The sequence below is a fragment of the Solidesulfovibrio carbinoliphilus subsp. oakridgensis genome, assembly GCF_000177215.2.
In the GTDB taxonomy this organism is placed as follows: domain Bacteria; phylum Desulfobacterota; class Desulfovibrionia; order Desulfovibrionales; family Desulfovibrionaceae; genus Solidesulfovibrio; species Solidesulfovibrio carbinoliphilus.
This window is the reverse complement of record NZ_CM001368.1, coordinates 2,743,778-2,769,303: the sequence shown is the minus strand read 5'-3', so window position 1 is coordinate 2,769,303 and position 25,526 is coordinate 2,743,778. Positions and strand designations below refer to the sequence as shown.

Annotated in this window: 21 protein-coding genes; 6 read left to right on the top strand and 15 right to left on the bottom strand. The window is 67.8% G+C overall.

Annotation, left to right across the window (positions count from 1 at the left end; all coding sequences use genetic code 11):
- The first annotated feature begins 41 nt into the window (after positions 1-41).
- Genes pyrE through DFW101_RS12030 form a run of 4 tightly spaced genes read left to right on the top strand, consistent with a single transcriptional unit; the run spans position 42 to position 4,588 of the window.
- Positions 42-638, top strand: coding sequence for an orotate phosphoribosyltransferase (pyrE, locus tag DFW101_RS12045; RefSeq protein WP_043643331.1), 597 nt, complete (start codon positions 42-44; stop codon positions 636-638).
- Positions 639-649: 11 nt separating this feature from the next.
- On the top strand, positions 650-3,004 hold the full coding sequence (locus tag DFW101_RS18665) for a L,D-transpeptidase family protein (RefSeq protein ID WP_009181798.1): 2,355 nt from the start codon (positions 650-652) through the stop codon (positions 3,002-3,004).
- Positions 3,005-3,757 (top strand): hypothetical protein, encoded by a 753-nt coding sequence (locus DFW101_RS12035; RefSeq protein ID WP_009181797.1) that lies wholly within the window; start codon positions 3,005-3,007, stop codon positions 3,755-3,757.
- Between the two features lie 9 nt (positions 3,758-3,766).
- Positions 3,767-4,588: a sugar phosphate isomerase/epimerase family protein gene (locus DFW101_RS12030; RefSeq protein WP_009181796.1), complete on the top strand. Its 822-nt coding sequence runs from the start codon at positions 3,767-3,769 to the stop codon at positions 4,586-4,588.
- Between the two features lie 239 nt (positions 4,589-4,827).
- Here DFW101_RS12030 and fliQ read toward each other — a convergent pair whose 3' ends face one another.
- The 7 genes from fliQ to era all read right to left on the bottom strand — a co-directional run bounded on the left by fliQ (position 4,828) and on the right by era (position 9,257).
- Positions 4,828-5,097 (bottom strand): flagellar biosynthesis protein FliQ, encoded by a 270-nt coding sequence (gene fliQ / locus DFW101_RS12025; RefSeq protein ID WP_009181795.1) that lies wholly within the window; start codon positions 5,095-5,097, stop codon positions 4,828-4,830.
- An 18-nt stretch (positions 5,098-5,115) separates the two neighbouring features.
- Positions 5,116-5,850 (bottom strand): flagellar type III secretion system pore protein FliP, encoded by a 735-nt coding sequence (gene fliP / locus DFW101_RS12020; RefSeq protein ID WP_043643327.1) that lies wholly within the window; start codon positions 5,848-5,850, stop codon positions 5,116-5,118.
- A 118-nt stretch (positions 5,851-5,968) separates the two neighbouring features.
- A complete protein-coding gene (gene fliO / locus DFW101_RS12015) occupies positions 5,969-6,352 on the bottom strand; it encodes a flagellar biosynthetic protein FliO (RefSeq protein ID WP_009181793.1) in 384 nt (127 codons plus the stop codon).
- The gene (gene fliN, locus DFW101_RS12010; RefSeq protein WP_009181792.1) at positions 6,345-6,917 is read right to left on the bottom strand and encodes a flagellar motor switch protein FliN; all 573 of its coding nucleotides are present in this window, start codon (positions 6,915-6,917) and stop codon (positions 6,345-6,347) included. Before fliN ends, fliO begins: the two co-directional genes overlap by 8 nt.
- A 26-nt stretch (positions 6,918-6,943) precedes the next feature.
- Positions 6,944-7,540 carry a flagellar basal body-associated FliL family protein gene (locus DFW101_RS12005; RefSeq protein WP_009181791.1) on the bottom strand — a complete coding sequence of 199 codons (597 nt, stop codon included), beginning with the start codon at positions 7,538-7,540 and terminating at the stop codon, positions 6,944-6,946.
- 28 nt (positions 7,541-7,568) lie between these two features.
- Positions 7,569-8,255 (bottom strand): YggS family pyridoxal phosphate-dependent enzyme, encoded by a 687-nt coding sequence (locus DFW101_RS12000; RefSeq protein ID WP_009181790.1) that lies wholly within the window; start codon positions 8,253-8,255, stop codon positions 7,569-7,571.
- Between the two features lie 84 nt (positions 8,256-8,339).
- Positions 8,340-9,257 carry a GTPase Era gene (gene era / locus DFW101_RS11995; protein WP_009181789.1) on the bottom strand — a complete coding sequence of 306 codons (918 nt, stop codon included), beginning with the start codon at positions 9,255-9,257 and terminating at the stop codon, positions 8,340-8,342.
- 145 nt (positions 9,258-9,402) lie between these two features.
- Between era and topA the strand changes: the two genes are divergently transcribed.
- Complete coding sequence (gene topA / locus DFW101_RS11990; protein ID WP_009181788.1) at positions 9,403-11,664, top strand: type I DNA topoisomerase; 2,262 nt, start codon at positions 9,403-9,405, stop codon at positions 11,662-11,664.
- Between the two features lie 135 nt (positions 11,665-11,799).
- Positions 11,800-12,753, top strand: coding sequence for a DMT family transporter (locus DFW101_RS11985; protein ID WP_009181787.1), 954 nt, complete (start codon positions 11,800-11,802; stop codon positions 12,751-12,753).
- Between the two features lie 165 nt (positions 12,754-12,918).
- Here DFW101_RS11985 and DFW101_RS11980 read toward each other — a convergent pair whose 3' ends face one another.
- The 8 genes from DFW101_RS11980 to DFW101_RS11945 all read right to left on the bottom strand — a co-directional run bounded on the left by DFW101_RS11980 (position 12,919) and on the right by DFW101_RS11945 (position 25,390).
- A complete protein-coding gene (locus tag DFW101_RS11980) occupies positions 12,919-15,249 on the bottom strand; it encodes an FAD-dependent oxidoreductase (protein ID WP_009181786.1) in 2,331 nt (776 codons plus the stop codon).
- 44 nt (positions 15,250-15,293) lie between these two features.
- Positions 15,294-16,928: a glutamate synthase-related protein gene (locus DFW101_RS11975; RefSeq protein WP_009181785.1), complete on the bottom strand. Its 1,635-nt coding sequence runs from the start codon at positions 16,926-16,928 to the stop codon at positions 15,294-15,296.
- The gene (locus tag DFW101_RS11970; protein WP_009181784.1) at positions 16,892-18,022 is read right to left on the bottom strand and encodes a class II glutamine amidotransferase domain-containing protein; all 1,131 of its coding nucleotides are present in this window, start codon (positions 18,020-18,022) and stop codon (positions 16,892-16,894) included. Before DFW101_RS11970 ends, DFW101_RS11975 begins: the two co-directional genes overlap by 37 nt.
- A gap of 450 nt (positions 18,023-18,472) precedes the next feature.
- Positions 18,473-19,417, bottom strand: a complete 945-nt coding sequence (locus DFW101_RS11965; RefSeq protein ID WP_009181783.1) for an ABC transporter substrate-binding protein — start codon at positions 19,415-19,417, stop codon at positions 18,473-18,475.
- Positions 19,418-19,457: 40 nt separating this feature from the next.
- On the bottom strand, positions 19,458-20,249 hold the full coding sequence (locus DFW101_RS11960) for an ABC transporter permease (RefSeq protein WP_009181782.1): 792 nt from the start codon (positions 20,247-20,249) through the stop codon (positions 19,458-19,460).
- Entirely contained in the window at positions 20,249-20,887 is a 639-nt protein-coding gene (locus tag DFW101_RS11955; protein ID WP_232285997.1) for an ABC transporter permease, read from the bottom strand. The genes DFW101_RS11960 and DFW101_RS11955 overlap by 1 nt, the downstream gene beginning before the upstream one ends.
- A 453-nt stretch (positions 20,888-21,340) precedes the next feature.
- Positions 21,341-22,099 (bottom strand): ABC transporter ATP-binding protein, encoded by a 759-nt coding sequence (locus tag DFW101_RS11950; protein ID WP_009181780.1) that lies wholly within the window; start codon positions 22,097-22,099, stop codon positions 21,341-21,343.
- A gap of 273 nt (positions 22,100-22,372) precedes the next feature.
- Positions 22,373-25,390, bottom strand: a complete 3,018-nt coding sequence (locus tag DFW101_RS11945) for a DEAD/DEAH box helicase (RefSeq protein ID WP_009181779.1) — start codon at positions 25,388-25,390, stop codon at positions 22,373-22,375.
- Positions 25,391-25,526: the final 136 nt, after the last annotated feature.

The window sequence follows — 25,526 nt, the reverse complement described above, 5'->3', positions numbered from 1 at the left end:
TTTTGTATGCCAGAAGGCAAATAGGCTCGATGGGGATTCTCATGTCGTGCGCAAGCGACCGTTTGGACGCCGGGGCGATGCGTGGCCGTTTGGCCAGCCTGCTTCTTGAAAAATCCTACCGTGCCGGCGAGGTGACCCTGACCTCGGGACGCAAGAGCGATTACTATTTCGACTGCAAGCAGACGGCGCTTTATCCGGAAGGGGCCTGGCTGATCGGCAACCTCCTTTTCGACCTGCTGCCGGCCGACATCGTCGGCGTCGGCGGCATGACCCTTGGGGCCGATCCCCTGGTCACGGCCGTCAGCATAGCCTCGTACCTGCGAAACCGTCCCATGCCGGCCTTCATCGTGCGCAAGGCCGCCAAGGGCCACGGCACCAACCAGTTTCTGGAAGGGCTTTCCAATTTCCAGCCCGGGGACCGGGTGGCTCTCCTTGAAGACGTGGTGACCACCGGCGGCACGCTCTTGACCGTCATCGACCGGGTCGAGGCGGCCGGACTCGTGGTCGGGGCCGTGGTCACGGTCCTCGACCGCAAGGAAGGCGGGGCCGAACGGCTGGCCGAGCGCGGGTTTCCGCTTCTCTCGGTCTTCACCCGCGACGCGCTCCTTGCCGCCGCCAACCCGCAACCGGCATCCTGACGCGAGACTGCATGAAACGAACCGGCCGTGTCCTCGCCCTCGCCTGTTTTCTGCTTGTATTGCCCTGCCGATGGGCGGCCGGGGAATGGACGGCGGACATCGTGGACATGGAGGCGTCGCCGTCCCGGTTCGTGGCTGTGGACAAAAAGGCCCAGTCCTTTGCCCTGCTGTCCCGCCAGAGCCCGCTGCGGCTCCTTGCGGCCATCCCCTGCGCCACGGGCCAGGAGCTTGGCGACAAGTTCAAGGAAGGCGACCTCAAGACGCCGGAAGGGGTCTATTTCATCACCCGGCGCAAGACCGCCGGCCTCAATTACGAGCTCTACGGGGACTTGGCCTTTCCGCTCAATTTCCCCAACCCGGCCGACGTGGTGCGCCGCAAGTCGGGCCACGGCATCTGGATCCACGGCCGGGGCCACGCCATCATCCCCTACGAGACCCAGGGCTGCGTGGCCTTAAGCACCCCGGACATCCACCGGGTGGACCCGGAGCTGGCCGAGGGCATGCCGGTGGTCATCGCCGACGAGGTTCGCCTGGGCGGCGAGGACACGGCCAGGCTCCGGGACGAGGCCCGGGACGTGGTGGCCGCCACCGTGGCCTGGGGCAAGGCCTGGCAGGACAAGTCCCCAGCCTTTTTCGATTTCCACGACCCCGAGAAGTTCGCCATCACCGAGGGCCAGCCGTTTGCCTCCTTCAAAAGCCACAAGGAGCGGCTGTTCAAGGCCCTGCCCTGGATCCAGGTGACCCTTTCCGACATCCGGGCCCTGGCCGGGCCGGACTATTGGGTGACCTATTTCGTCCAGGTCTACCGGTCGCCCACACTCATTTCCCAGGGCGTCAAGCGCCTCTACTGGCAGCGGGCGGCGGACGGGCGTTTTCGCATCATCGGCATGGAATACGAGGAGATGCCGGTGACCCTGGCCGACAAGGGCGGGGTCAGGGCCGGCAAGGCCGCCTCGCCCGACGAGAAGGAAGCCGATACCCGGCGGCCGGACAGCCCGAGCGAGGAGGAGGTGCAGGTCCGCCAGCTCGTCAGCGCCCAGCAGGCGGCCATGGAGAAGGTGGCCCAGAAGGCGTTCCACACGCTCCATCTCAAGCCCCAGCCGACGCCCGAGGACCAGGCCATCCTGGAAGTGGCCCAGACCGGCGCGGTCCGGCCCGGGGTGTCGCCCTTTGCCACGGACGCCATGACCCCGGCGCCCCCGCCGCCGGTTCCGGCCGCCCTGGCCGTGGCCCCGCCCGTTCCCGCAGTTCCCGCCGTCGTCGCCGCTGTCGCCGTGGCCCCGGCCGCGCCCGCAGCCCCGGTTGCCCCGATTCCGGCCGTGGCGGTCCAGGCTCCCGCGCCGCCGCCGGCCCCGGCGGCGCAACCCGCCGTTGTCGCGGCCGGGCCGGCGACCGCCGCGCCAGCCGCGTCGGCCAAGGCGGCTCCGGTCGCGCCCGAGCGGGCGGCCGAGATCGCGGCCCTCATGGAAGGGTGGCGGACGGCCTGGGAAAAGGGCCGCCTCGACGACTACATGGCCTATTACGCCGACGGCGCGCGCCAGGGCGACCTGCGCGGCAAGGACGCCATCCGCCGCCAGAAAGCGGGGGTGTGGCGCGGCCGCGAACCCGGCCGCGTCGGCATCGAGGTCGTGTCCATCGTGGCCGACGGCGACGGCTTCGCCGTGGTCTGCGCCGAGGACTACCAGGGCAAGGGCGGCCGGCCGAGCCAGGGGTATAAGATCCTGTCCCTGGTGCCGTCCGGTCGGAAACTGCTCATCGCCAAGGAACGGTGGTCCCGGAACCGGCCCGACGAGGCCCGGCTTGCCGCCGCTTCGGCCCCGTCCGCGCCGGTCGGCGCAGCGGCGACCCCGGCTGTCCCCGCGGCCCAGCCGGAAAGCAAGGCCCTGGCTGCCGCCCCGGCTGCACCCGCGACGACGCCATCCCCGGCTGCCCAGCCGGTCCAGGCTGCGGCGGCTTCTGCCGAGGCTCCGACCGCCACACCCGCTCCGGCCCCGGCCGCCAAGGCTCCGGCCAAGGCCGACCGCACGGCCGAGGTCGCGGCTCTGGTCGAGGCCTGGCGGACCGCCTGGGAAAGCGGGCGGCTTGGCGACTACGCCGGATTTTACGCCGAAAAGGCCGTCCAGGGCACCGAGCGCGGCCGGGAAGCCATCCGCGACCAGAAGGCCGGCCTGTGGAAGGACAAGGCCCCCAAGCGGGTGGCCCTGTCCGACGTCAGGATCAAGCCCCGCAAGGACGGCTTCGTGGTCACCTGCGTCCAGGACTACGAGAGCCGGGACGGCGGGTCGGACCGGGGGGTCAAAACGCTCTATCTCGCGCCGGCCGGCAACGGGTTCGCCATTGTCGAAGAAAAATGGAGCCGGCTGTAAATGGCGGCCGGCGGCAAGGTCGACATCCTCATCCTGCGCGACGCGGCCAGCGTCCGGCGGCTGCGGATTTCGACCGGCCTCATGCGGGCCTTGTGGCTCGGGCCGCTGCTTCTTCTCCTGCTTCTCGGCGCGGCCGTGGCCGTGGCCTACCATTTGCGCCAGGACAACGTGGTTCTGGCCAGACGGGCCCTGGCCATGCAGGGCGAGCTCGAGGCTGCGGGCGAGCGGCTCATGCGCCTTGAAAACGTGGAAAAGGTCCTGCGGACCCGGGATGTGACCGAGCTTGAAACGCTGATCGGCTCGTATAACGCCGCCGATCCGGGCTGGTGGAAGCCGAGCAAGCCCGAGGAACCCCGGGACAAGGGCGAGGCCAAGGAACGCGAAGCCCCGCGCCCGGACCTGGGCAGGCTTCTCGCCCGGGTCGACGCCAACCAGGCCGGCGTCGACAACCTGCGCGTGCGCATCGAGAACAAGCGCCTCCAGCTCAATTTCGATCTCAGCAACGTCACGCCCCAGACCAATCTCGTCGGCCGGGTCGAGGCCGGGCTGGTGGCCAACGACGCCACCTTCGTGCCGCTTAGGGCCGAAAAGGACGAATTCACGTTTCAGATCCAGCGGTTCAAGCAGATCGCGGCCAGCCTGCCCCTGCCGGCCAAATTCGAGGCCCGGGACATCTACGGCCTGAAGCTGTCCGTGCTGGACCCGTCCGGCAAGACCGTCTTCAGCCAGGTCTATCCCCTGCCCAAGGACTAGCCGACGCCCATGCCCCGGTTTTACGTCAATCTGAACCTGCGAGTGGCCGACCGGGACCCGGCCCTGGTCAGCCGCCACCTGGACGGCGGCGTGGCCCCGGAGCTGGGGCTCGATCCGGTCCTCATGGACGCCAAGACGCCGGCCTGGCACGCCGACTTGGCCCGCCGCCTGGACGAGGCCGGCCTGGCCCGCACGCTCCACCTGCCGTTTTTCGACCTGCAACCCGGCAGCGCCGACGCCCGCATCCGGGAAGCGAGCCGCGACAGGCTCAAGGCCGCCATGGACACGGCCCAGGCCTACCGGCCCGATCGGCTGGTCGGCCACGCCGCCTACAACCGCTTTCTCTACATCCGCTCCTTTCCCGACTGGGCCGCCCGGGCGGCCGACACCTGGGCCGCGGTCCTTTCCGTCTGGCCCGGGCATCCGCCGCTGTGCCTGGAAAACACCTTCGAGACCGACCCGGCCACCGTGTCCGGGGCCGTCGCCGCCCTGCGGGAGCGGCTGCCGGCCGGGCAGGCGGCCTCGGTCGGGGCCTGTCTCGACATCGGCCACTGGTACAGCTTCGCCGAAGGCAAGAGCCGGGACAACCTGGCCGCCTGGATCGACGCCCTGGCCCCGTTTCTCCTGCACCTGCACCTGCACGACAACGACGGTTCCTTTGACCAACACCTGGGGCCCGGCCAGGGGGAGATCCCGTTCGAGGCCCTCTTCGCGCTGCTCGCCGCCCGCAACCTGCACCCGACCGTCACCTTCGAGCCCCACTCGCCGGCCGCCTTTGCCGCCGCTTTGGCCTTTACGAAGCGGCATCAAGACTACTTCGGCGAGGAATAATCGGGGCTTTGCCCCGAACCCCGCCGGGACGCTGTCCCGGACCCTGCCAGGGCGCTGCCCTGGACCCGCCGGGGGGAATGATTCCCCCCGGACCCCCCCGGTGGCGTAGCCGACACGCCCCCGCCGGCACCTGTCCGCGTGCGCCTGACGCCACACCGCCCGCCCCGCCCGGGGTTTCCAAAGGGGGGTGACCCCCCTTTGGCCGCCGGAGGCATCTTCCTCCTCCCTCCGCAGCCGCGTCAGCGGATGTAGGTCGGGATGTTCATCAGGAGTTCGCGCGTGAAATTGAGCATCTTGTCCATCATCCAGGGAAAGGCGATCAAAAGCGCGATGAACATGGACAGGATCTTCGGCACGAAGGTGAGCGTCATCTCCTGGATCTGGGTCGCGGCCTGGAGCACCGAGATGATCACTCCGACCACCAGGGAGACGCCGAGCATTGGCAGGGCCAGGAAAAGGGCCGTCTCGATGGCCTGCCGGGACAGGGCCACCACCATATCGGTCGTCATGGGCTTGCCTCTCCTTCCTCAGGTTCCAAATGAGTTGACCAGCGACCCGACCATGAGGGCCCAGCCGTCGACCAGGACAAAGAGCAGGAGCTTGAAGGGCATGGCAATGGTGGCCGGAGGCAGCATCATCATGCCCATGGCAAGGAGGATGCTCGAAATCACCATGTCGAGGATCAGAAACGGAATGTAGATGAGAAAGCCGATGGTAAAGGCGGTCTTGAGCTCGCTGATCATGAAGCCGGCCGCGAGCATCATGGTCGGCACTTCGGCCTTGTCCTTGGGCCGCTCCATCTTGGTCACGGTGTAAAAGACCGACAGGTCCTTTTCGCGGGTGTGCTTGAACAGGAACTCGCGCAAGGGCGCCTCGGCCTTTTTGAGGGCCTCGGTGAAGCCGATGCGCTCCTCCAGATACGGTTGCAGGGCGTCGTCGTTGATCTGCTTGCCGGTCGGATACATGATGACGCAGGTCAGAAAAATGGCCAGGCTGGCCAGGATCTGGGTCGGCGGCACCTGCGGCACGCCCATGGCCTGGCGCAGAAACGAGAAGACGATGATGATGCGCGTGAAAGACGTCACCGTCAGGATGAACGACGGGGCCAGGGACAGGACGGTCAAGGCGAACAGGATTTCGAGGAGTGTCGAGACCCGTTCGGGCTGGTTCTGGCCGGCGGCCAGGTTGAGGGACAGGGTCGGGGCGTCCTGGGCCAGGGCCGGCCCGGCCACGAAAAGGACAAGTCCGGCCAGGACCAGCAGGCAGACGGGAAAGGCGGCCTGCCCGGAAAAGGTCCGGGCGTGCTTTGTCAGCAAAAAAAGAAACTTTTTTAGGATATTGCCTGGGTTGGCTACAGAAAAGGAACGTGCCGGCGCACCATCAGGGAGCCGGGTCGCCGCCGGGACGGCGCGTCTGGTCGGCCAGGGCGGCCGCGAAATCGGATTGCGCATCATGGTCGGCATTGCCCTCGGTGAGAAGCGTGATGGACTGGTCGGTGACGCCCAGCACCAGATCCTTATTCAAGAAACGGACCACGACGACGCTTTTGCGGGGCCCGAGGCTCAGGTGGGCCATGAGGCGCAGCACCCCGCCCCGGCCGCCGGGGCCAAGGCCGAACTTGGGGCCGAAGCGCCGCAGGAGCCAGTAGGCCGCGAAAATGACGGCCAGGATGGCGAGCAGGGCCAGGGCCATGTGCAGGGCCGTTCCGGCCAGACTGAAGTCCGTGGCCGGCAGGGGGGAGGGGACGGCGGCCGGATCAGGCAAGCTGTTTCACCCGTTCGATGGGGCTTATGATGTCGGTCAGGCGCACGCCGAATTTCTCGTTGATGACGACCGCCTCGCCCCGGGCCACCAGCTTGCCGTTGACGTAGATTTCCAGCGGCTCGCCGGCCAGCTTGTTGAGTTCGATGACCGAACCCTGGCCGAGCTGCAGCAGTTCGTTGATAAGGAGCTTGGTCCGTCCGAGCTCGGCCGACACGTCGAGCGGGATGTCCAGGATGAAGTCGAGGTCCCGGCGGACGTTTTCCGGACGCGGGGCCTTGGCCTCCTGCGTCAGATTTTTGAACTGGGCCGAGGCGCTTTGCCGGGACAGGGCGTCCTGGTCCCGTTCGCGCTTGATGGACTGCTCCTCCTCGTCGGCCAGGGCCGCGGCCCATTCGGCCGCCAGGGCGTCGTCGCCCCCGCCCCCACCGCCCTTGCCGCCGCCGGACGGCTGGTCGAACAGGGCGTCGATGTCCGACTGGGAAGCGGGCTTGTCGTCGTCCTGGTCATCCAGGGCGGCGGCCCATTCGGCCGCCAGTTTGTCCTGATCGATGTCGTCGGGAGCCATGGAAATCCCTCGCGCGCGGCGCCGCTTTATTGGATGACGAAATCCGTGAAATAGACCCGGGCCACCTTGGCCTGGCCCAGGGCCTGGTTCAGACGGTCCACGATTTCCTTGCGCAAGAGGATCTTGCCTTCAAGCGTGGCCAGGTCCTGGGAGGTCTTGGACGACAGGAGCATGAGCAGGGAGTCGCGGATCTTGGCCTGGTTGGCTTCGAGCAGTTCCGGGTTGCCGGTCATTTCCACGTCCAGCACGATCTTCAGGTAGCGCCGGGCGTTGGGGTCGGCCAGGTTGACCACGAAGGGGGGCAGGGCCACGTTGTTGGACGGGGCCTTGTCCTTGCCGCCATGCCCGCCCTTGGCCTCGCCGCCCTTGGCTTCGCCGTGGCCGCCCTCGGCCTTTTTCTCCTCGGGCTTGGCCGCGTGGCCGTCCTCGGCCTTTTGAGCCTCGGGCGCGGGCTGGCCTTCGGCCGGAGCCGCGGCATCCGTCGCGGCCGGTTTGGCCGCGAAAAACTTGAGGTAGGCGAAGTAGCCGCCGCCGCCAAGGACGAGCAACAGCACGACCAGGATGATGTATTTGAGAAACCCGGATTTCTTCTTGCCTTCCGGCGCTTCGGGTGCGTTCGCCACTCGTGCCTCCCGGCGTCCGGGGGACGCCTTATCGCTGTCTCGGGCCGAAAAGGTCCGTGCCCACGCGCACGTGGGTCGCCCCTTCGAGGATGGCCGCTTCCAGGTCGCCGCTCATGCCCATGGACAGGACCGGCAAGGCCAGGCCAAGCCGCGCGGCCAGGCCGTCCCGCAGTTCGCGCAGCCGGGCGAAGGCCGGCCGGGCCCCGTCCGGATCGTCGAAGACCGGCGGCAGGACCATGAGCCCCGAGAGGGACAGGGCCGGCATGGCGGCCACGGCCTCGGCCAGTGCCGGCAGGCCTTCGGGCGAAACGCCCGATTTCTGGGCCTCGCCGGCCACGTTGACTTGCAGGCAGACGGCCTGGGGGGCCAGACCCTGCTCGCCGGTCTTTTTCTGCAATAGCCGGGCCAATTCCAGGTTGTCCAGGGTGTGGATCAGGGCGAAGCGGCCGATGGCCAGCTTGCCCTTGTTGCGCTGCAGGTGGCCGATAAAATGCCAGGTCAGGCCGGCCGGCCCGGCCTCCATCTTGGGCAGGGCTTCCTGGATGTAGGATTCCCCGAAAACGGTCTGGCCGCAGGCGGCGAGTTCCGCCACCGCCGCCGCGTCGTGGAACTTCGAGACCGCGACCAGCGTGACCTCGGCCGGGTCGCGGCCGCCCCTGCGGCAGGCTTCCTCGATCCGCTTTTTCACCCCGGCCAGGCGGCCTTCCGCGCTCATGTCCACGTCCCACCTCCGGCCATGGCCAATCGACTCCTTGGTCCGGCCGCGCCCGCCCGTCCGGGGCCGGCGGGCCGGCGAAAACTATTCCCCGAGCCCGAGGTCGCGCAGAAGGGCCGGATCGTCGGCCCAGTTCGGCCGGACCTTGACCCACAGCTCCAAAAAGACCTTGGTCCCGAGCATCTCCTCGATGTCGATGCGGGCCTTTTGCCCGATGTCCTTGATCCGCTCCCCGCCCTTGCCGATGACCATGGGCTTGTGGCTCTCGCGGCCGACCAGGATGGACGCCTGGATTTTGACAAGCCCGGGCTTGGATTCCTCGTCCCAATCCTCGACGGTCACGGCCGTGGAGTAGGGCAGCTCCTCGCCAAGGGCCAGAAAGACCTTCTCGCGCACGATTTCCGAGGCCAGAAACCGAACCGGCGCGGTGGAGACCTCGTCCGGGTCGAACTGGTGCGGGCCCTCGGGCAGGCGGGCGAAAAGCGCGGCCAGGAGTTCCTTGACGCCAAGGCCGGTCAAGGCGCTTACCGGAAAAAGCTCCGCTCCGGGCAGGGCCTCGCCGACCGCGGCCAGGACCGGCAGCATCCGGGCTTTTTCCCGGACCACGTCGGCCTTGTTCAGCGCCACCACCACCGGCACCGGGCTGTCTTTTAAAACCCGGACGATGGGGAGCAGGTCGTTTTTGAGCCCTTCCAGGCGCCGGGCGTACTGGGCCCCGTCGAGGAGCACCAGGACCACGTCGGCCCGGGTCAGGGCGGCGTAGGCCGAGCGCAAAAGGAGCGGGGCGATGCCGCGTTTTTGACGGTGCAGGCCCGGGGTGTCGAGAAAGACGGCCTGGGCCCCTTCCTCGGTCAGGATGCCGCTGATGCTGTTGCGCGTGGTCTGGGGCTTGGGCGAAACAATGGACACCTTCTGTCCGATCACCCGGTTGAGCAACGTGGATTTGCCGGCATTGGTCGGGCCGAGCATGACCACGTGTCCGAAACGCGTTGCGCTCTCCAAAGGTCTCTCCCGCAGGGCCGCCGGACGGGCCGCAGTTTAATTTGTGAAAAAGTCATACGTCCGGACCAAAAGCGAGGAGTAGCCCGGCAAGAAACAAACGGCAACCCTTGCCTTGGCCCCGTGGGGTGGCTATAGCACGCCTGCCATGGGAAAGGACCTTATCATCGTCGAGTCGCCGGCCAAGGTAAAGACCATCAAGAAGTTTCTCGGCAATGCCTATGCCGTCGAAGCCTCGGTTGGTCATGTGCGCGATCTGCCCTCCAAAAAGCTCGGGGTGGATGAAAACGAGGATTTCGCGCCGCAATATCAAATCATTCCAGGCAAGCAGAAGGTGGTCGCCAAGCTCAAGGAAGCCGCGGCCGGGGCTTCCGCCATCTATCTCGCCCCCGACCCGGACCGCGAAGGCGAGGCCATCGCCTGGCACGTGGCCGAGATATTAAAGGATGCGAACGTCCCCATCCACCGCATCATGTTCAACGAGATCACGGCCCGGGCCGTGCGCGAGGCCCTTTCCCACCCGCGCGAGATCAACGAAAAACTTTTTCTCTCCCAGCAGGCCCGGCGCATCCTCGACCGGCTGGTCGGCTACAAGGTGTCGCCGATCCTCTGGCAGAAGGTCAAAAGCGGCATCTCGGCCGGCCGGGTCCAGTCCGTGGCCCTGCGGCTGGTGGTGGACCGCGAGAAGGAGCGGCGGGCCTTCGTGCCGGTCGAGTACTGGGTCTTCAAGGCCCGCCTCGCCGGCGACGTCCCGCCCGAGTTCGAGGCGGAGCTGGCCAAGTACAACGGCAAGAAGGTCGAGATCGGCAGCGCCGAGGCGGCCGCCGAGGCCGAGGCGGCCATCCGGGGCAACCCCTTTGTGGTCGCCTCGGTGGCCGAGAAGGAACGCAAGAAATCCCCGCCCCCGCCCTTTATCACCTCGACCCTGCAGCAGGCCGCCAACCAGCGGCTCGGCTATTCGGCCAAGCGGACCATGGGCGCGGCCCAGAAGCTCTACGAGGGCCTGGAGCTCGGCGACCGGGGCACGGTGGCCCTTATCACCTACATGCGGACCGACTCCACGCGCATCGCCGACGAGGCCCGCGACGCAGCCAAGGAGTTCATCACCGGCACCCTCGGGGAGGACTACTACCCGGAGAAGGCCCGGCACTTCCGGTCCAAGGCCGGGGCCCAGGACGCCCACGAAGCCATCCGGCCCATCGACGTGGCCCTGACCCCCGCCGACGTCAAGACGCTCCTCCCCAAGGACCTCTTTTCGCTCTATAAGCTCATCTGGGAGCGGTTCGTGGCCTCGCAGATGAGCGAGGCCCGGTTCTGGGACACGGCCGCCGACATCGCGGCCGGGCCGGCCATGTTCAAGGCCAAGGGCCAGCGGCTGATTTTCCCCGGGTATCTCAAAGTCTACGGCCAGGAGGCCGGCGACGAGGCCAAGTCCCTGCCGCCGCTGGCCAAGGACCAGGAACTGACCCTTCTGGAACTCAAGAAGGACCAGAAGTTCACCCAGCCGCCGCCGCGCTACTCCGAAGCCTCGCTGGTGCGCGAGCTGGAGGAAAAGGGCATCGGCCGGCCGTCGACCTATGCCGCCATCATCTCGACCCTGATCGACCGGGACTATGCCCGGCTGGACGACAAGCACTTCGTGCCGTCCGAGCTCGGCGAAACCGTCTCGGACCTCCTGGCCGAGCACTTCGTCAAGATCATGGACGTCGGCTTCACGGCCGGCATGGAAGAGGCCCTTGACGCCGTGGCCGAGGGCCGGGGCGACTGGGTGGCGCTCCTTCGCGACTTCACCGACGACTTCAATCCGACCCTGGCCAAGGCCGCCAAGGACATGGCCAAGGTCAAGGCCGGCAAGGAAACGGACGTCACCTGCGAGTTGTGCGGCAAGCCCATGGTCATCCGCTTCGGCAAGGCCGGGGAATTCCTCGGTTGCTCGGGCTACCCGGAGTGCAAGAACACCAAGGAGTTCGACCGGGCCCCGGACGGGGCCGTCGTCCCCCGGGAGCGCAAGCCCGAGGAAGTGGCGGCCGTCGGCACTTGCCCCCAGTGCGGCAAGGATCTGGTGCTCAAAAAATCCCGCACCGGCAGCCGGTTCATCGCCTGCACCGGCTGGCCGGACTGCAAGTACACCAGGCCTTTTTCCACGGGCGTGGCCTGCCCCCGCGAGGGCTGCACCGGCACGCTGGTCGAAAAAAGCTCCAAGCGCGGCAAGGTCTTTTACGCCTGTGATTCCTATCCCCAGTGCGATTTCGCGGTCTGGGACTGGCCCATAAACGAACCCTGCCCGCTGTGCGACTCCAAGATCCTGGTCCGCAAGAAGACCCGCGACGGCGAACTCGTCACCTGCCCCAACCGCGGCTGCAAGTACAAGCGCGCGGTCGGCGGCAAGCAGGACGAGGGCGAGGAGTAGGAAAGATTAAGATGCCTCCGGCGGCCGGGGGGGATCATCCCCCCCGGACCCCCTGAAAGGGAAATCTGAAACCGGACAGTTTCTGCGGCGAGTCCGGTTCCGTGGATTCGCGCGGCAAGGACCGAAACAACCGCCATGCCCCTTTCCTCCCGAACAGCCGGCATCCTGGCCGCCCTGGCCGCGACCATCCTGTGGTCGGGCAACTTCGTGGCCGCCCGGGGCATCGCCCAGGCCATCCCTCCGTTCCAGCTCAATTTCTGGCGCTGGCTCTTGGCCCTGGCCTGCGTCCTGCCCCTGGCCCTGCCCCGGCTTCGGGCCGACTGGCCGGGCATGCGCCGGCACTGGCGGTATCTGGCCGCAATCGGGCTCGTCGGCGTGACCGGGCTCAACACCCTGGTCTACAAGGCCGCCCAGACCACCACCAGCCTCAACATGGCCCTGCTCGTGCCGACCGCGCCCATCATGATCCTCATCCTGTCGCGCCTCTTTCACGAGGAGCCCCTGACCTACCGCCGGGTGGCCGGCGTGGGGGTGGTGCTGCTCGGCGTTCTGACGCTCTTTTCCCGGGGGGACTGGCAGACCCTGGTCGGGGTCCGCTTCGCCGAGGGTGATTGGATCGCCCTGGCCGGGGTGGCCTGTTTCGCGGCCTATTCGTTTTTCTCGCGCTACCGGCCGAAGGACGTTTCCCTCCAGGGGTTCAACGCGGCCGCCTTCGCCTGGGGCCTCCTCTTCTGCCTGCCGGGGGTGCTCTGGGAGGCCGTCTGCCTGCCGTTGCCGGAGGGAAGTCCGGCGGTATTCGGCAGCATCCTCTACGTCGGCATCGGCTGTTCCTTTGCCGCCTACCTGCTGTGGACCAAGGCCATCACCGCCATCGGACCGGTCCAGGCGGGCATGGTCTACTATTCCCTGCCGCTTTTCACGGCCGCCGAGGCGACGCTCCTGCTCGGGGAGCCCATCGCCCTTTTCCACCTCGCCGGCGGGGCCTTTATCGCCTGCGGCATTGCCATCGCCACAGGCAGGGGGAAAGCGGGGAGGATGCCGCCGGCGGCCGGAGGGCGCCACGGGATCGTGGCCCCCAAGACTCCCTGAACCGGAAGACGGGCCTGGACTTTATTTACCAAAAAAGCGGGCCGCCTCATCCGAGACGGCCCGCTTCGTTTTTCCATTCTCCCCTTTCGGGGGTCCGGGGGGGGGGAAAATCCCCCCGCCGGGGTGGTCCAGGAGGGGCGGCGCCCCTCCTGGTCGCCGAAGGCATTACGCCAGGGGCGTATTCTCCACGATGGTCCAGACGCCGCAGGGGCAGGCGTTGCCGCAAAAGCCGCAGCCGATGCATTTTTCCGGGTCCGAGACCATTTCGAATTCCTTGCCTTCGCCCTGCCGGCGCGAGATGGCCCCGGTCGGGCAGATGGTCTCGCACAGCCCGCAGTCGCGGCAGGCGCCGCAGGAGGAGCACTGGCTGGCGCAGGAAGTAAGATCGTTGAATTCCATGATGCGCGGATCGAAGTATTCGAGCTTGGTCCGCTTGTAGTCGATCATCTTGCGCGTGTCTTCCACCGGCCGTTTGCCGGCCAGCATGTCGCCGATGGCCCGGGCCGCGTCGCGGCCCATGCCGATGGCCTGGGTCAAAAGGCCCGGCTTCACGATGTCGCCAATGGCGAAGACCTTGGGGTTGGTGGTCTGGTAGATTTCGCTCACCGTCACGTGGCCGCGCTCGGTGGCGATGGTGTCGCCCAGGAACTCCACGTCCGGCACGTCGCCGACGGACAGGATGACCGTGTCGGCCGGGACGAGTTCGCCCGACTGGAGGACCACGCCGTCCTTGGTGATTTCCTTGGTGAAGCACGGCCATTTGAAGACCGCGCCCACGGCCTCGGCGTCTTTCTTTTCCTTGCCGAAGGCGGCCGGCTTCTGGATGTCGATCAGCGTGATGGACTCGGCCCCGAGGCGGGCCGCCTCGGTGGCCACGTCGCAGCCGACGTTGCCGGCCCCGATGATGACCACGCGCTTTCCGGCGGTGGCCGTGCCCTTTTTGGCGGCCTTGAGGAAGGTCAGGGCCGGCACGGCCAGTTCCTTGCCCGGCACCGGCAGGACGCGGGGCTTGTTCGCCCCGATGGCCAGGACCGTGAAGTCGAAGTCCGTCACGATCTGGGCGAACTCGTCGGTGGAGAGCGCCTGCTTGAGCTGGATGTGCGGCAGGATTTCCTGGGCCCGCTTGACCTCGGCGTCGAGCACCTCGGCCGGAATGCGGGTGGAGGGAATGGCTTGCGTGATCTTGCCGCCGAGCTTCTCCTCCAGGTCGTAGATCACGGCCTCGTGGCCGGCCAGGCGCAGCTGCCAGGCCACCGACATGCCGGCCGGGCCGCCGCCGATGACGGCCACCCGCTTGCCGGAGAGCGGCGGGAGCGTCGGCATCTTGCCGGCCGAGGCGTTGGCCTTGCCGAGCATGGCCGTGTCGAGGGGCTTTAAATTGCCCACACTGCGGGTGCAGCCCTGCATGCAGAGATTCGGGCACAGGTAGCCGCAGACCGTGGCCGGGAAGGGCGTGTAGGCCAGGGCCAGGTCCATGGCTTCGTCCATGAGGCCGTCGCGCACGAGCTGCCACCGCTCCTGGACCGGGATGCCGGTCGGGCAGCTGGCCTGGCAGGGCGAAAGGTATTTGCGGTTTTCCCAGACCGGCACGAAGCGGCGAAGCTCGCCGTTGACGATGAGCGGAATGGGAGAGCGGTCGCTGTCGTCGAGGTCGCCGATCAGGCCGCCCCGGCCGAGTTCTGCGTCCCAGACGTGCTGGCGGAAATCGCTTAAGGACCGGCGCTTCTTGCCGGTCTTTTCAAAGGGGCTGCGGGCGACGATAAGTTGCCAGTCGTCGCGCACGGCCAGGGTGTCGTAGAGTTTCGGGCGGCCGATGGCCTGGAGGTAGCCGCGCAGGTTTTCGGCCAGCCAGGCGAAGGCCTCGTCGTCGATGGGTACGAGCTTGGCGTCGGCCAGGCTGATGCCCCGGTGGGGGCCGCGAAAGAAGATCTGGCCGCCGACCATGCCGACGCAGGGCCGGTAGCCAAGGACGTTCTCCGCATCCTGGGGCTCGAAGCCGCAGACGACGGCCGTGCCGCCGGCCATGAACTCGGCGAAGTAGTCGCCGACCGAGCCGAGCACCCACATCTCCGGGGCCGAGTATTTGGGGTTGCGCTTGGTCATGGTCATGCCGCGCGACCCGATGTTGCCGGCGACAAGGACCTTGCCCTGGGCCATGGCGTTGGCCGCGCCGTTGCCGGCGTTGCCGAGGACCACGATTTCGGCCCCGGCGTTCAGCCAGCCGATATCGTCCGAGGTCGGGGCGTCGATGACGATTCTGGTTCCGGGAAAGCCCATGGAACCGGTGCGCTGGCCAGGCGAGCCGGTGATGCGCACGGTCACGGGCTCCTCCCGGGAGACGAAAAGCCGCCCGCCGATGCCGTGCTGGCCGTAAGCCTCGACGGTCAGTTCCCGGGCGCCCTGGGTCACGGCCCGCTGGATGCGTTCCTCCAGGATGCGGGACTGGACCCGGTGGCCGTTTTCAATGCCGTGTATGGTGACGGATTCTTGTGCCATGTGCGTGTGCCTTGCTGCTGCGGTGGATGACGAAGGCCCGTGCCTTAGACCACGTATTTGATCTTCAGGCGGTTGGCGGCATGGTAGTCGCTGATGCCGAGGGCGTCGGACATGCCGATCGGCAGCGACGTGGACCGGCCAAGCGGGGCGACGATCTTGCGCAGTTCCGTGTCAAAGGACAGGAACACGTCGACCAGCCGTTCGGCCACCTTTTCCGGATCCAGGCGGCGGTAGACGCGCGGATCCTGGGAGGTGATGCCCTTGGGGCACACGCCGATGTTGCAGACGTTGCAGCGGTCGTGTTCCGAACCGAGGCAGCCGGAGGCGGCCTGCATGATGTATTTGCCGGACTGGACGGCGCTGGCGCCGAGCATGATCAGCGCCGCGGCGTTGGCGGCCAGGTTGCCGTTTTTGCCGATGCCGCCGCCGGCGATGAGCGGAATCTCGTTCTGCTTGCCGGCGATGCACAGGCTCTCGTAGCAGTCGCGCAGGTTGGTGGCGATGGGGTGCCCCATGTGGTTCATGGACACGTTGTAGGCCGCGCCCGTGCCGCCGTCCTCGCCGTCGATGGCGAGCCCGGCCGCGTAGGGGTTCCGGACGAGGTTGTTCAAGACGGCCGAGGCGGTGGTGGTGCCCGAGATCTTCGGGTAGACCGGCACGCGGAATCCCCAGGCCATGGACATGGACTGGATCATCTTGGCCACGGATTCCTCGATGGAATACTGGGTCTGGTGGGTCGGGGGGCTCGGCAGGGACACGCCTTGCGGCACGCCCCGGATGGCGGCGATGAGCTTGTTGACCTTGTACCACATGAGCAGGCCCCCGTCACCGGGCTTGGCTCCCTGGCCGTACTTGATCTCGATGGCGCAGGGGTCCTCCTTCATGTCGGGCAGGGCCTTTATGATCTCGTCCCAGCCGAAGTAGCCGGAGGCGATCTGGAGCACCATGTACTTGAGGAAGCGGGAACGGAGCAGGCGCGGCGGACAGCCGCCCTCGCCCGTGGCCATGCGCACCGGCATGCCGAGCTCCTCGTTTAGGTACGTGACGCCCATGACGAGGCCTTCCCACATGTTGGGGGAAAGGGCGCCAAAGGACATGGAGCCGATCATGAGCGGATAGATCTCGCGCACGGCCGGCACCCAGGCGTTGTCCTGGAGCGCGGCCAGGCCCTCTTCGGGCGGCTGGACGCGGCCGAGAAGCGTCCTGAGCTCGAACTCGTGGCGGCCGGCGTCCAGCGCCGGGTCGGTCAGCATGGAAATGCGGATGAACTTGATCTGGTCCAAGAGGCTGCCGGTGTCGTTTCGCCGGCCGCCGCGGGTCCTGGCCTGTCCGCCCCGGTTGGTGTGGAACTTGAGCGTGGTCGCTTCGGGGCGCAGGCGCGGCACGATGGCGTTATTGGGGCACACCATGTTGCACATGCCGCAGCCGATGCACCGGTAGGCCGGGTCGGTGCGCTGGCGGATGCCGTAATAGATGGAAAAATCGCTGGCCGGCTTTTTCTGCAGGGCCGGCGTGGCCGTGATCGTGCGCTTGCGGAAGACGCCGAGCTCGATGGCCGAAACCGGACACACGGACGTGCACCGGCCGCACAGGGTGCAGGTATGGATGTCCCAGTCCACCTGCCAGGGCAGGTCGGCGACGCTTAGTGTGGACGGGGTAATGACTGGAGCTGATTGCATATGGTGACCTCTTGGCATTCGGGGCGCACTATGGCCGTGTCCAGGTGCATGGGTTGAAAATCGGCACGGGCGTCGCGGTCGGGAATGGCCGCGTCGAGGCCGCAGATCTCCGAGGAGAAGGCGAAGAGGCCGTCCTTGCCGCCGACCACGCCGGGGCGCAGCTTCTTGCGGTCCTGGACCATGAACATGGTTCCCTCGGGCAGGCAGCCGATGACGCAGTTGGGCCCGTCGATGATCAGCTTGCGGCAGGTCTGCTTGATGCGGGCCAAAAGCTCCCGGTCGGTGTGGCCTTCCATTTCGGCGTCGGACAAGGGCGTGATGACGTGCTTGTAGTACTCGATGCCAAGGCCCAGGCGGTTGCGCGTAAAGTGCATGATGTGGGCAAAGACTTCGGAATCGGACTGGTAGCCCATGTAGCCGGGAAAGCCCCGCGAGAGCAGGTATTCCTTGATGGGAATAAAGGCCGTGTTCTCGCCGTTGGTCATGGTGCAGACGCCCTGCAGGAAAAACGGGTGGCAGGCGTAGAGATTGATGGCGTAGTTGGTGTTCTGCCGTCCCTGGGCCAGGATGCGGCGGCAGAAAAGCTCGGGCCGGTCGAGGCCGAGGTACTCGCCAACAGTCATCGGGTCGCCGACTTCCTTGACCATGATGGTGTCGGGCCAAAACGAGAAGACCCGGATGTCCTCGGCGGATTCGCCGAGAAGGCGCAGCCCGACGCGGGTCAGCATGCAGGCCAGCTCGCGTTCGGCCTGGGACTTGGCCTTGAGGTCGGCCGGAAAGTCGTAGGCCCGGGCCATGTAGGTGCCGCGCACCGGCGTTCCGGCCGGGGTCTTGGTCTTGGGATCGAGGACCAGGGTGGAACGGGTGGTGAAACCGCGTTCGTCCATGTAGGCGTCCAGGCGCTTCAGTCCTTCGTCCGTGAAAATACCGGAGAGAATCGGCGCGTCCTTCATTTCCCCGAAGGGGCCGCCAAGGTCATGGAGAAACAGACCGACGCCCGAGCCGTCGTGCCCTTCCTTCATGACGTTGAGCGCCTCGATGGCGCGCATGGGGGACACGGGGTCCCGGCTGCTGAGGGCGAATAAGCGGCACATGGTCTACTCCGAATAACGGTATCTATTTAAGGGGGGTTTTTTCATAGTGACAAAATGGGGCAGCGTAAAGCAAAAAATAAAAAACCGGGTATTTGGGCCTGAAAAACCAACAATTTCCGTGTGAAAGATCCGGAAATGCCGGCCGAGACCCCATACGGTTTCGCCGGTTTTGGCAAGGCGGGACTTTGGCAACCGTGCTATCGACGCTGCCTCGCCGATACGGGCGACGATTCATCGGCCGCAAGGAACCATTTTCGCCGTTAGGCCCGTATCTTTCCGTCGCCGCCGCAGCCGGCAAAGCCGGGAAACGGGCGGCCGCAGAAGAGGCGGCAGGGGAAACGGCGCAGTGTTGTACATAAGACACCGCGGCCAATGGTCAATCGGCCGGCGGTCTGCGACGGACGGCCGGGGCCTTGGAACGGCGGCCCCGGCCGCAGTGGGGAAGCGGCGTTATTTCGAAGGAATATCGAGGATTTCAGCGGCCGGAAACGGTGCCGGCACGAGGCCGAAGCGGGCCGAAACGTCGATGACGCCTTGCAGGGCGGCCGGGGCCAGGGTGTCCGGAAAGCGGGGCAGGACGATCCGGCCGGCCAGCTCCGAGGCCAGCTTGGTCCGCTGGCTCAGGATGTCCCGGGCCCGGTCCGGATGGGCCGCGATGTAGGCCGACGCCTTGGCCGCGGCCCGGGCAAAGGCCGAGGCTTCGGCCGGGTGGGCCTTGATCCAGGCCTTTTTGGCGAACCAGCCGCCGATCAGGTACGGATTGCCGAAGGGGGCGTGGGGCGAGGGGTCGAGGACCCGGGCCGCGCCCCGCGTGGTCGCGTCCGTGACGAACGGTTCGAGCATCAGCGCCGCGTCGGCCGATCCCCGACTCATGGCTGCGGCCATGTCCGGAAAGGGGACCTCCACCAGCCGGATGGAATCGGGCGCGATGCCGGCCTTCTCGGCCAGGGCCCGCATGGCCGCCTCGTTGATGTTGCCGAGGGTGTTTATGGCCACGGTCTTGCCGGCCAGGTCCTTGACCGACTGGACGGCGGAGCCGGCCGGAACGAGGAGGGCATGGACGTCGTGCTGGCCGGCCACGCCCTCGGCCCCGGGGGCCAGGAAGGCGAAATCGAAGCCCTTGGCGTGGGCCAGGACGATGGACACGGTGTTGGACCAGCCGATGGCCAGCTCGCCGCCCTCCACGGCCGGGGCGATCACGGCCCCGCCCTTCATGGGCACGGCGGCCACGTCCAGCCCTTCGGCCTTGAAGTAGCCCTCGGCCTCGGCCACGTAGAGTTGCAGGCAGTCGCCGACCGGAATGTAGCCGACCTTGAGCGGCAGGGGGCCGGCGGCCAGGGCCGGGGCGGCCAGGCAGAAAGACAGGAGCAGAGCGACGAGGCCGGGTCGTTTCATGGCGTCCTCCGAAGGGGGAAAGGGGTGACTTCCGTGAGCCTTACGCCTGTGTAGCGCCTTTCCAGCCGTCGTGCCAGCGCAAAAGCCGGCCAAGACACCGCTCCACGGCCGCGTTGACGGCCAGGCCCATGATCCCGAGCATGACGACGCCGGCGTACATCTCCGGGATGGCAAAGGTCCGCTCCATGCGCAGGATGTAGTGGCCGATGCCGCCGGTGGCGCCGATCATCTCGGAGAGCACGGCGACGATGAGGGCCATGGGCACGGCCGTGCGGAATCCGGCGGCCACGCTCGGGCCGGCGGCCGGCAGGATGACCCGGGCCAGCATGTCCCACCGGGTCGCGCCGTAGGCGGCGGCCGTCAGGCGAAAGCCCGGGGCCACGCCCCGGGCCCCGTCCACGGCCCCGACCAGGATGGGGAAAAAGCAGGCGAAGACCACCACGAAAAGCTTCATGCCAAGGCCGATGCCCCAAAAGAGCATGGCCGCCGGGATGATGGCCGGCGGCGGCACCGGGCGCAGGAGTTCCACGGTCGGCGTCAAAAGCCCGGAGAGCCGGCGGGAAACGCCCATGGCCAGGCCGCAGGGGATGGCGAGCAAGGCCGCGAGGCCAAGGCCGAGCAGGGCCCGGCCGAGGGTCTGGCCGGCCTCCAGCGGCAGGAAGCCGGTGGCGGTCAGCTTCCAGAAGGTGGCCGCGATGATCGAGATCGGCGGGAAATAGAGCTTGGAGACCAGTCCCGCCCGCGAGGCCGCCTCCCACAGGCCGGTCAGGGCCAAAAGCACCCACAGGCCGCTCAGGCGGCGCGCCAGGGCTGTCAGTGTCCAGCGGGCCATCAGCGGCACCCCTCGGGCAGCCAGCGCAGCAGGCGGCGTCGGGCGGCCACGAAGGCGGCGTTTAGCAGAAAACCGAGCAGCCCCACGGCCACGATGCCGGCGTACATGGCCTCGGGCCGGCGCGAGAGCGAGGATTCGAGGATAAAGGACCCGAGGCCGTCGGGCGAGGCGGCCATTTCCGTCGTGACCGTGACGGCCACGGCCACGGCCAGGGCCACGCGCAGGCCGGCCATGACCTGGGGAGCGGCGGCCGGGGCCAGCACGTAAACGATGGTCTCGCCCCGGGTCAGGCCGTAGACCCGGGCCGTGGCCCGCAGTTCCGCCCCGGCCGCGCCCGATCCGGCCAGGGCGGCCACATAGGCCGGCCAGGCGCAGGCGAACCCGGCCACGGCCACGCACAACCCGAACCCGAGGCCCAAAAACAAAATCCCGATGGGAATAAGGGCCACCGATGGCATGGGGCGCAGAAATTCCACCGTCAGCCGGCTGGCCCGCCCCAGGCCCGGCCATACGCCGCAGGCAAAGCCAAAGGCCACGCCAAACACCCCGCCGGCCGCGAACCCGCCGAGCACCCGCAACAGCGTGGCCAGCCCCTGCCGGGCCAGCTCCCCGGACACGGCCAGACGCCCAAGCTCCACAAGCACTTCCGAAACCGGCGGCAGCAGGTCCGGGCGTATCAGGCGGAAGCGGGAGGTGAGTTCCCAGGTGGCCAGGAGGAGACAGAGGAGAAGAATGCCTCCGGCGGCCAGGAGGGGCTTTGCCCCTCCTGGACCTCCCCACCGGGGGGGATGATCCCCCCCGGCCCCCCCCGAGGGGGGGCACGGGTGTGGGGTGTCGGGAGTGGTGGTTTCCCGGCAGGACGTCCCGGGGGCAGGGCGGGAGGGGCGTCTGGCGCGCGTCATGGGCGGATATTCCCGATGCAGCCCACGCTCCGAGGCTGCCGGCCGGTCGCAACAGGCCAGGCCAGAAACCCGCTTCCCGTATACCCGTTACCCCCTTCCAGGGGGTCCGGGGGGGATGATCCCCCCCGGCGGGTCCAGGGCAGAGCCCTGGTGGGGAGGGTGTGGGAGGGGCAACGCCCCTCCCACCAACTAACGGCGCAGGAGGGCATGGATTTCCTTCCGGGCGTCGAGGAAGCGGCGTTCTTCGCGGCTGGCGATCTGGTCCCGGGGCCGGGGCAGGTCGATGGTGAGGGCGGCGGCCACCCTGGCCGGGGGCGGGGTGAGCACCACGACCGTGTCGGAGAGGTAGACGGCCTCGTCGATGTCGTGGGTGACGAAGAGGACGGTCTTTTGCTGCTCGGCCGCCACGGTGGCGAGCAGGTCTTCGAGTTCCTCGCGGGTCTGGGCGTCGACCGAGGCGAAAGGCTCGTCGAGGAGCAGGATGTCGGCCCCGTAGGCCAGGCCCCGGGCCAGGGCGGCCCGCTGCTGCATGCCGCCGGAGAGCTGCCAGGGGTAGTGGTCGGCGAAGTCCGACAGGCCGACGGCGGCCAGGGCCCCGGCCGCCGTTGCGGCCTTGGCGGCCGGGGAGCCGGCCTTGCGGCGCAGGACGAACCGGATGTTGTCCCGCACGGTCTGCCAGGGGAAGAGCGAGGCGGCGGCGTTCTGGAAAATGAGGGCCATTTCCGGCGGCGGGCTGACGATAACGCGGCCTTCGAGGGCCACCCGGCCGGTGGTCGGGCGCATGAGGCCGCAGACGCACTGGAGGATGGTGGACTTGCCGCAGCCGGACGGCCCGAGGAGCGACACGAAAGCTCCTCGCGGTACGGCGAAGCTCACGTCGGCCAGGGCGCAGGTCGGGCCGGAACCGTTCTGGACGTAGGATTTGGACAGGTGTTCGATGGTCAGCACGGGACGTTTTCGCTCACGTTCGGTTTCGCGGACTATGCCGGCAGAAAGCCACGGCAACAAGAAAAAAGACAGGAGGAATCGGGGCTCTGCCCCGAACCCCGCCGGGGGGAATGATTCCCCCCGGCCCCCCCCCGACTTGTATTTCGTCAATCATCCAAATCTATTCCGTGTATCCGCTACGCTTGCCCTACCCCCTTCCAGGGGGTCCGGGGGGATGATCCCCTCCGGCCGCCGGAGGCATCTTTTCCACTCTCTCCACTTTCCACTTACCACCTACCACTCCACCGGCAGCCTGACGGTCTGGCCGGCCTTGTTGGAGAAGAGGAGGAACCCGTTGTCGCGGCCGAAGAGGTAGAGGTCGCGGGTGACGGCCACGTCTTTTTTGCAATAGGCGGTGATCTCGTCCAGGCGGCCCTCCTTCCACCAGGCCAGGGCGTCGAGGCCGGTGGCGGATTTCCGGGTGCCAAGGGTGGCCTTGGCCAGGCCGTCCAGGGACAGGCGGTAGCCGAGGCGGGCGTGGACCTTTTCCAGGATGTCCAGGGTGGGCAGGGCCCGGTGGTCGAAGGGCGAGATCCCGGCCAGGACCTTGTAGTCGAAGCGGTTGATGTTGAAGCCGACGATCAGGTCCAGGGCGGTGAGCGCCTGGTAGAGTTCGGGCAGCTCCTCCTGGCGGTAGACCAGGAAGTCGTCGAGGCGCGAGTCGTAGAGCACGGCCACGGAGATGCCCATCTGGTGGGCGTTGCACCAGCCGCCGACTTCGGCGGCCGAGCGGCGGGTTTCGACGTCAAGGACGCCGAACCGGGCCGGGGGCGCGGCTTTGGGGAGCAGGCCGGGCCGGCTGGCCTGGGGGGCGTCGGATCGTTGCTGTTCGTTGTGGTCGGGGCAGTCGGGGCGACAGTCGGCCCCTTCGGGCATCTTTCCGGACATGAGGACCTCCAGGAGAAAGCGGGCCGCCACCTTGTCGATGGGCCGGTTGCCGGAACCGCATTTGGGCGAGTGGACGCACGACGGGCAGCCGGTTTCGCACGGACAGCCGGCCACGGCGGCCAGCGTCCGGGAGAGGGCCTCGTCGGCCTTGGCAAAGGCCATGCGCGACAGGCCGATGCCGCCCGGGGCCCCGTCGTAGATGAAGACGCAGGCCCGGCCGACCTGCGGATGGAGCGGGGTGGAGATGCCGCCGAGATCGTTGCGGTCGGTCAGGACCAGAAGCGGCAGGATGCCGATCATGGCGTGCTCCATGGCGTGGATGGCGCCCATGAAGTGGAAGAGCCGCCGGTCGAGCTCGGCCTGGACCGCTTCGGGAATGACCCACCACCAGCCCTCGGTCTCGAAGACCAGGGGCGGAAAATCGAGCGGCACGATGGACAGGAGCTGGCCGCCCCGGGCGGCCCGGCGCTCGTAGCCGGTGATGGTCTCGGTGACCTTGAGCCGTCCGAGAAAGACCGGCACGCCCTGGACTTTCGATTCGCCGAGGACTTCCAGGATCTCGGTCGTCTTCTGGCCCCGGGCCCGGGTGTAGTAGTCCACCTTGCCCGGCGCGACCCGGACCCGGCGCTCGGGAATGTCCAGGCTTTCGACCAGGTAGGAGACGCCCCGGTGGATGTAGACCGCGCCCGGATGGGTCTCCTTGTAGGCCCGCATCTCGTCGATCTGGCCGATGACGGCGCCGGCCGGGGTCTCGATGGTGAACTGGCCGCCCGAGCCGCGCAGGTTGACGTCGCGGTGGGGACGCTTTCGGGCCGCGAACAGGCGTTTACCGTCCTTGTCGCGCAGGAGCAGGCCCTTTTCCTCCAGCTTTTCGACCTCGCCCCGCACGGCCGGGGAGGCCAGGAACGGCTCGTCTTCGGTCAGCGGCAGCTCGGCGGCGGCGCACTCCAGGTGCTTGGCCAGGATGGCCGGATTGTCGGGATTGATGACGGCCGACTCGGGCGGGCGGTCGAAGAAGTCGGCCGGGTGGCGCATGAAATACTGGTCCAGGGCGTCCTCGCCGGCAATGAGTGCCACGGCCGATTCCCGCTGCGCCCGGCCGACCCGGCCGCCGCGTTGCCAGGCGGCCATGACCGAGCCGGGATAGCCGCACAGGATGCAGAGATCCAGGCCCCCGATGTCGATGCCGAGCTCCAGGGCCGAGGTGGAGACCACGGCCAGGAGTTGGCCGGAAGCCATGGCCGCCTCGATGGACCGCCGCTCCTCGGGCAGAAATCCCGACCGGTAGGCCGAGACCCGGGAGGCGTAGGGCCCGGCCTTTTCGGCGATCCAGAGGCTTATGAGTTCAGTCATTTTGCGGGACTGGGTGTAGACGATGGTCCGCAGGCCGCGCTTGAGGGCCGCGGCCAGGAGCATGACGGCGGTGGTGGCCGCGCTCTGCTCGGGGTTGATGAAAAGGAAGTGGCGCGGCCCGGTTGGGGCCCCGGATTCGGTGACCGTGTCCACGGACAGGCCGGTCAGGCTCTCGGCCAGCTGGCCCGGATTGCCGATGGTGGCCGAGGAGAAGACGAACGACGGGCGCGCGCCGAACCGGGCGCAAACCCGCAGCAGCCGGCGGAAGACGTGGGCCATGTGCGACCCCATGACGCCCCGGTAGGTGTGCATCTCGTCGGCCACCACGTGGGTGAGTCCCGCGAAAAGGGTGCTCCAGGCGTCGTGGTTGGGCAGAAGCGACAGGTGGAGCATTTCCGGATTGGTGATGAGGATGTGCGGCGGGTTGTCGCGGATCTTGCGCCGGAAGTGCGGGCTGGTGTCGCCGTCGAAGATGGCGACGGTTGGCCGGCTCGAGGCCGGGAGGCTTGCCGTCAGCTCCTCGATGGCCTTTTTCTGGTCCTGGGCCAGGGCCTTCAGGGGATAGAGGAAAATGGCCCGGGAGTCGGGATTGCGGATGACCTCCTCCAGCACGGGCAGGAGGTAGGTCAGCGTCTTGCCGCTGGCCGTCGGCGTGGCCACGGCCAGGTGGCGGCCGGCCCGGACCAGGTCCGTGGCCCGGGCCTGGTGGGCATAGAGGCGCGTGATGCCGCGCCGGGCGAGCAGTTCGGCCACGGGCCGGGAAAAGGGCCGGGTCGGATCGGCATGGACGGCGGGGGTGGCCGGAAAGGTCCGGTGGTGGACGACCAGGGGGCCGAGGCGCGCGGAGGCGCGAAGGGCGGCCACGTAGTCGGCCACGTCGCCTTCCGGCACGTCCGGTTTCGGGGGCCCGGAAGGGGCGGCGTCGCCACAGAGGGCCTCCCCGGGCGCGGCGGCCTGGGGCGCGGACAGGGACCTGGGGTCCTTGGGGTCGGTGGAATCTCGGGACGGCATGGGCATCTGGTGGCCGGATCGGCCGAGACGACCATGGGCCAAAAGCGGGTTTTGTGCAAGGCGGGCCGGAGGCGCCGATTGCCGCCGTGCCGCCTTTACGGTAGGAAGCCTGGCAAAAAGCAAATGTCCCTGGGAC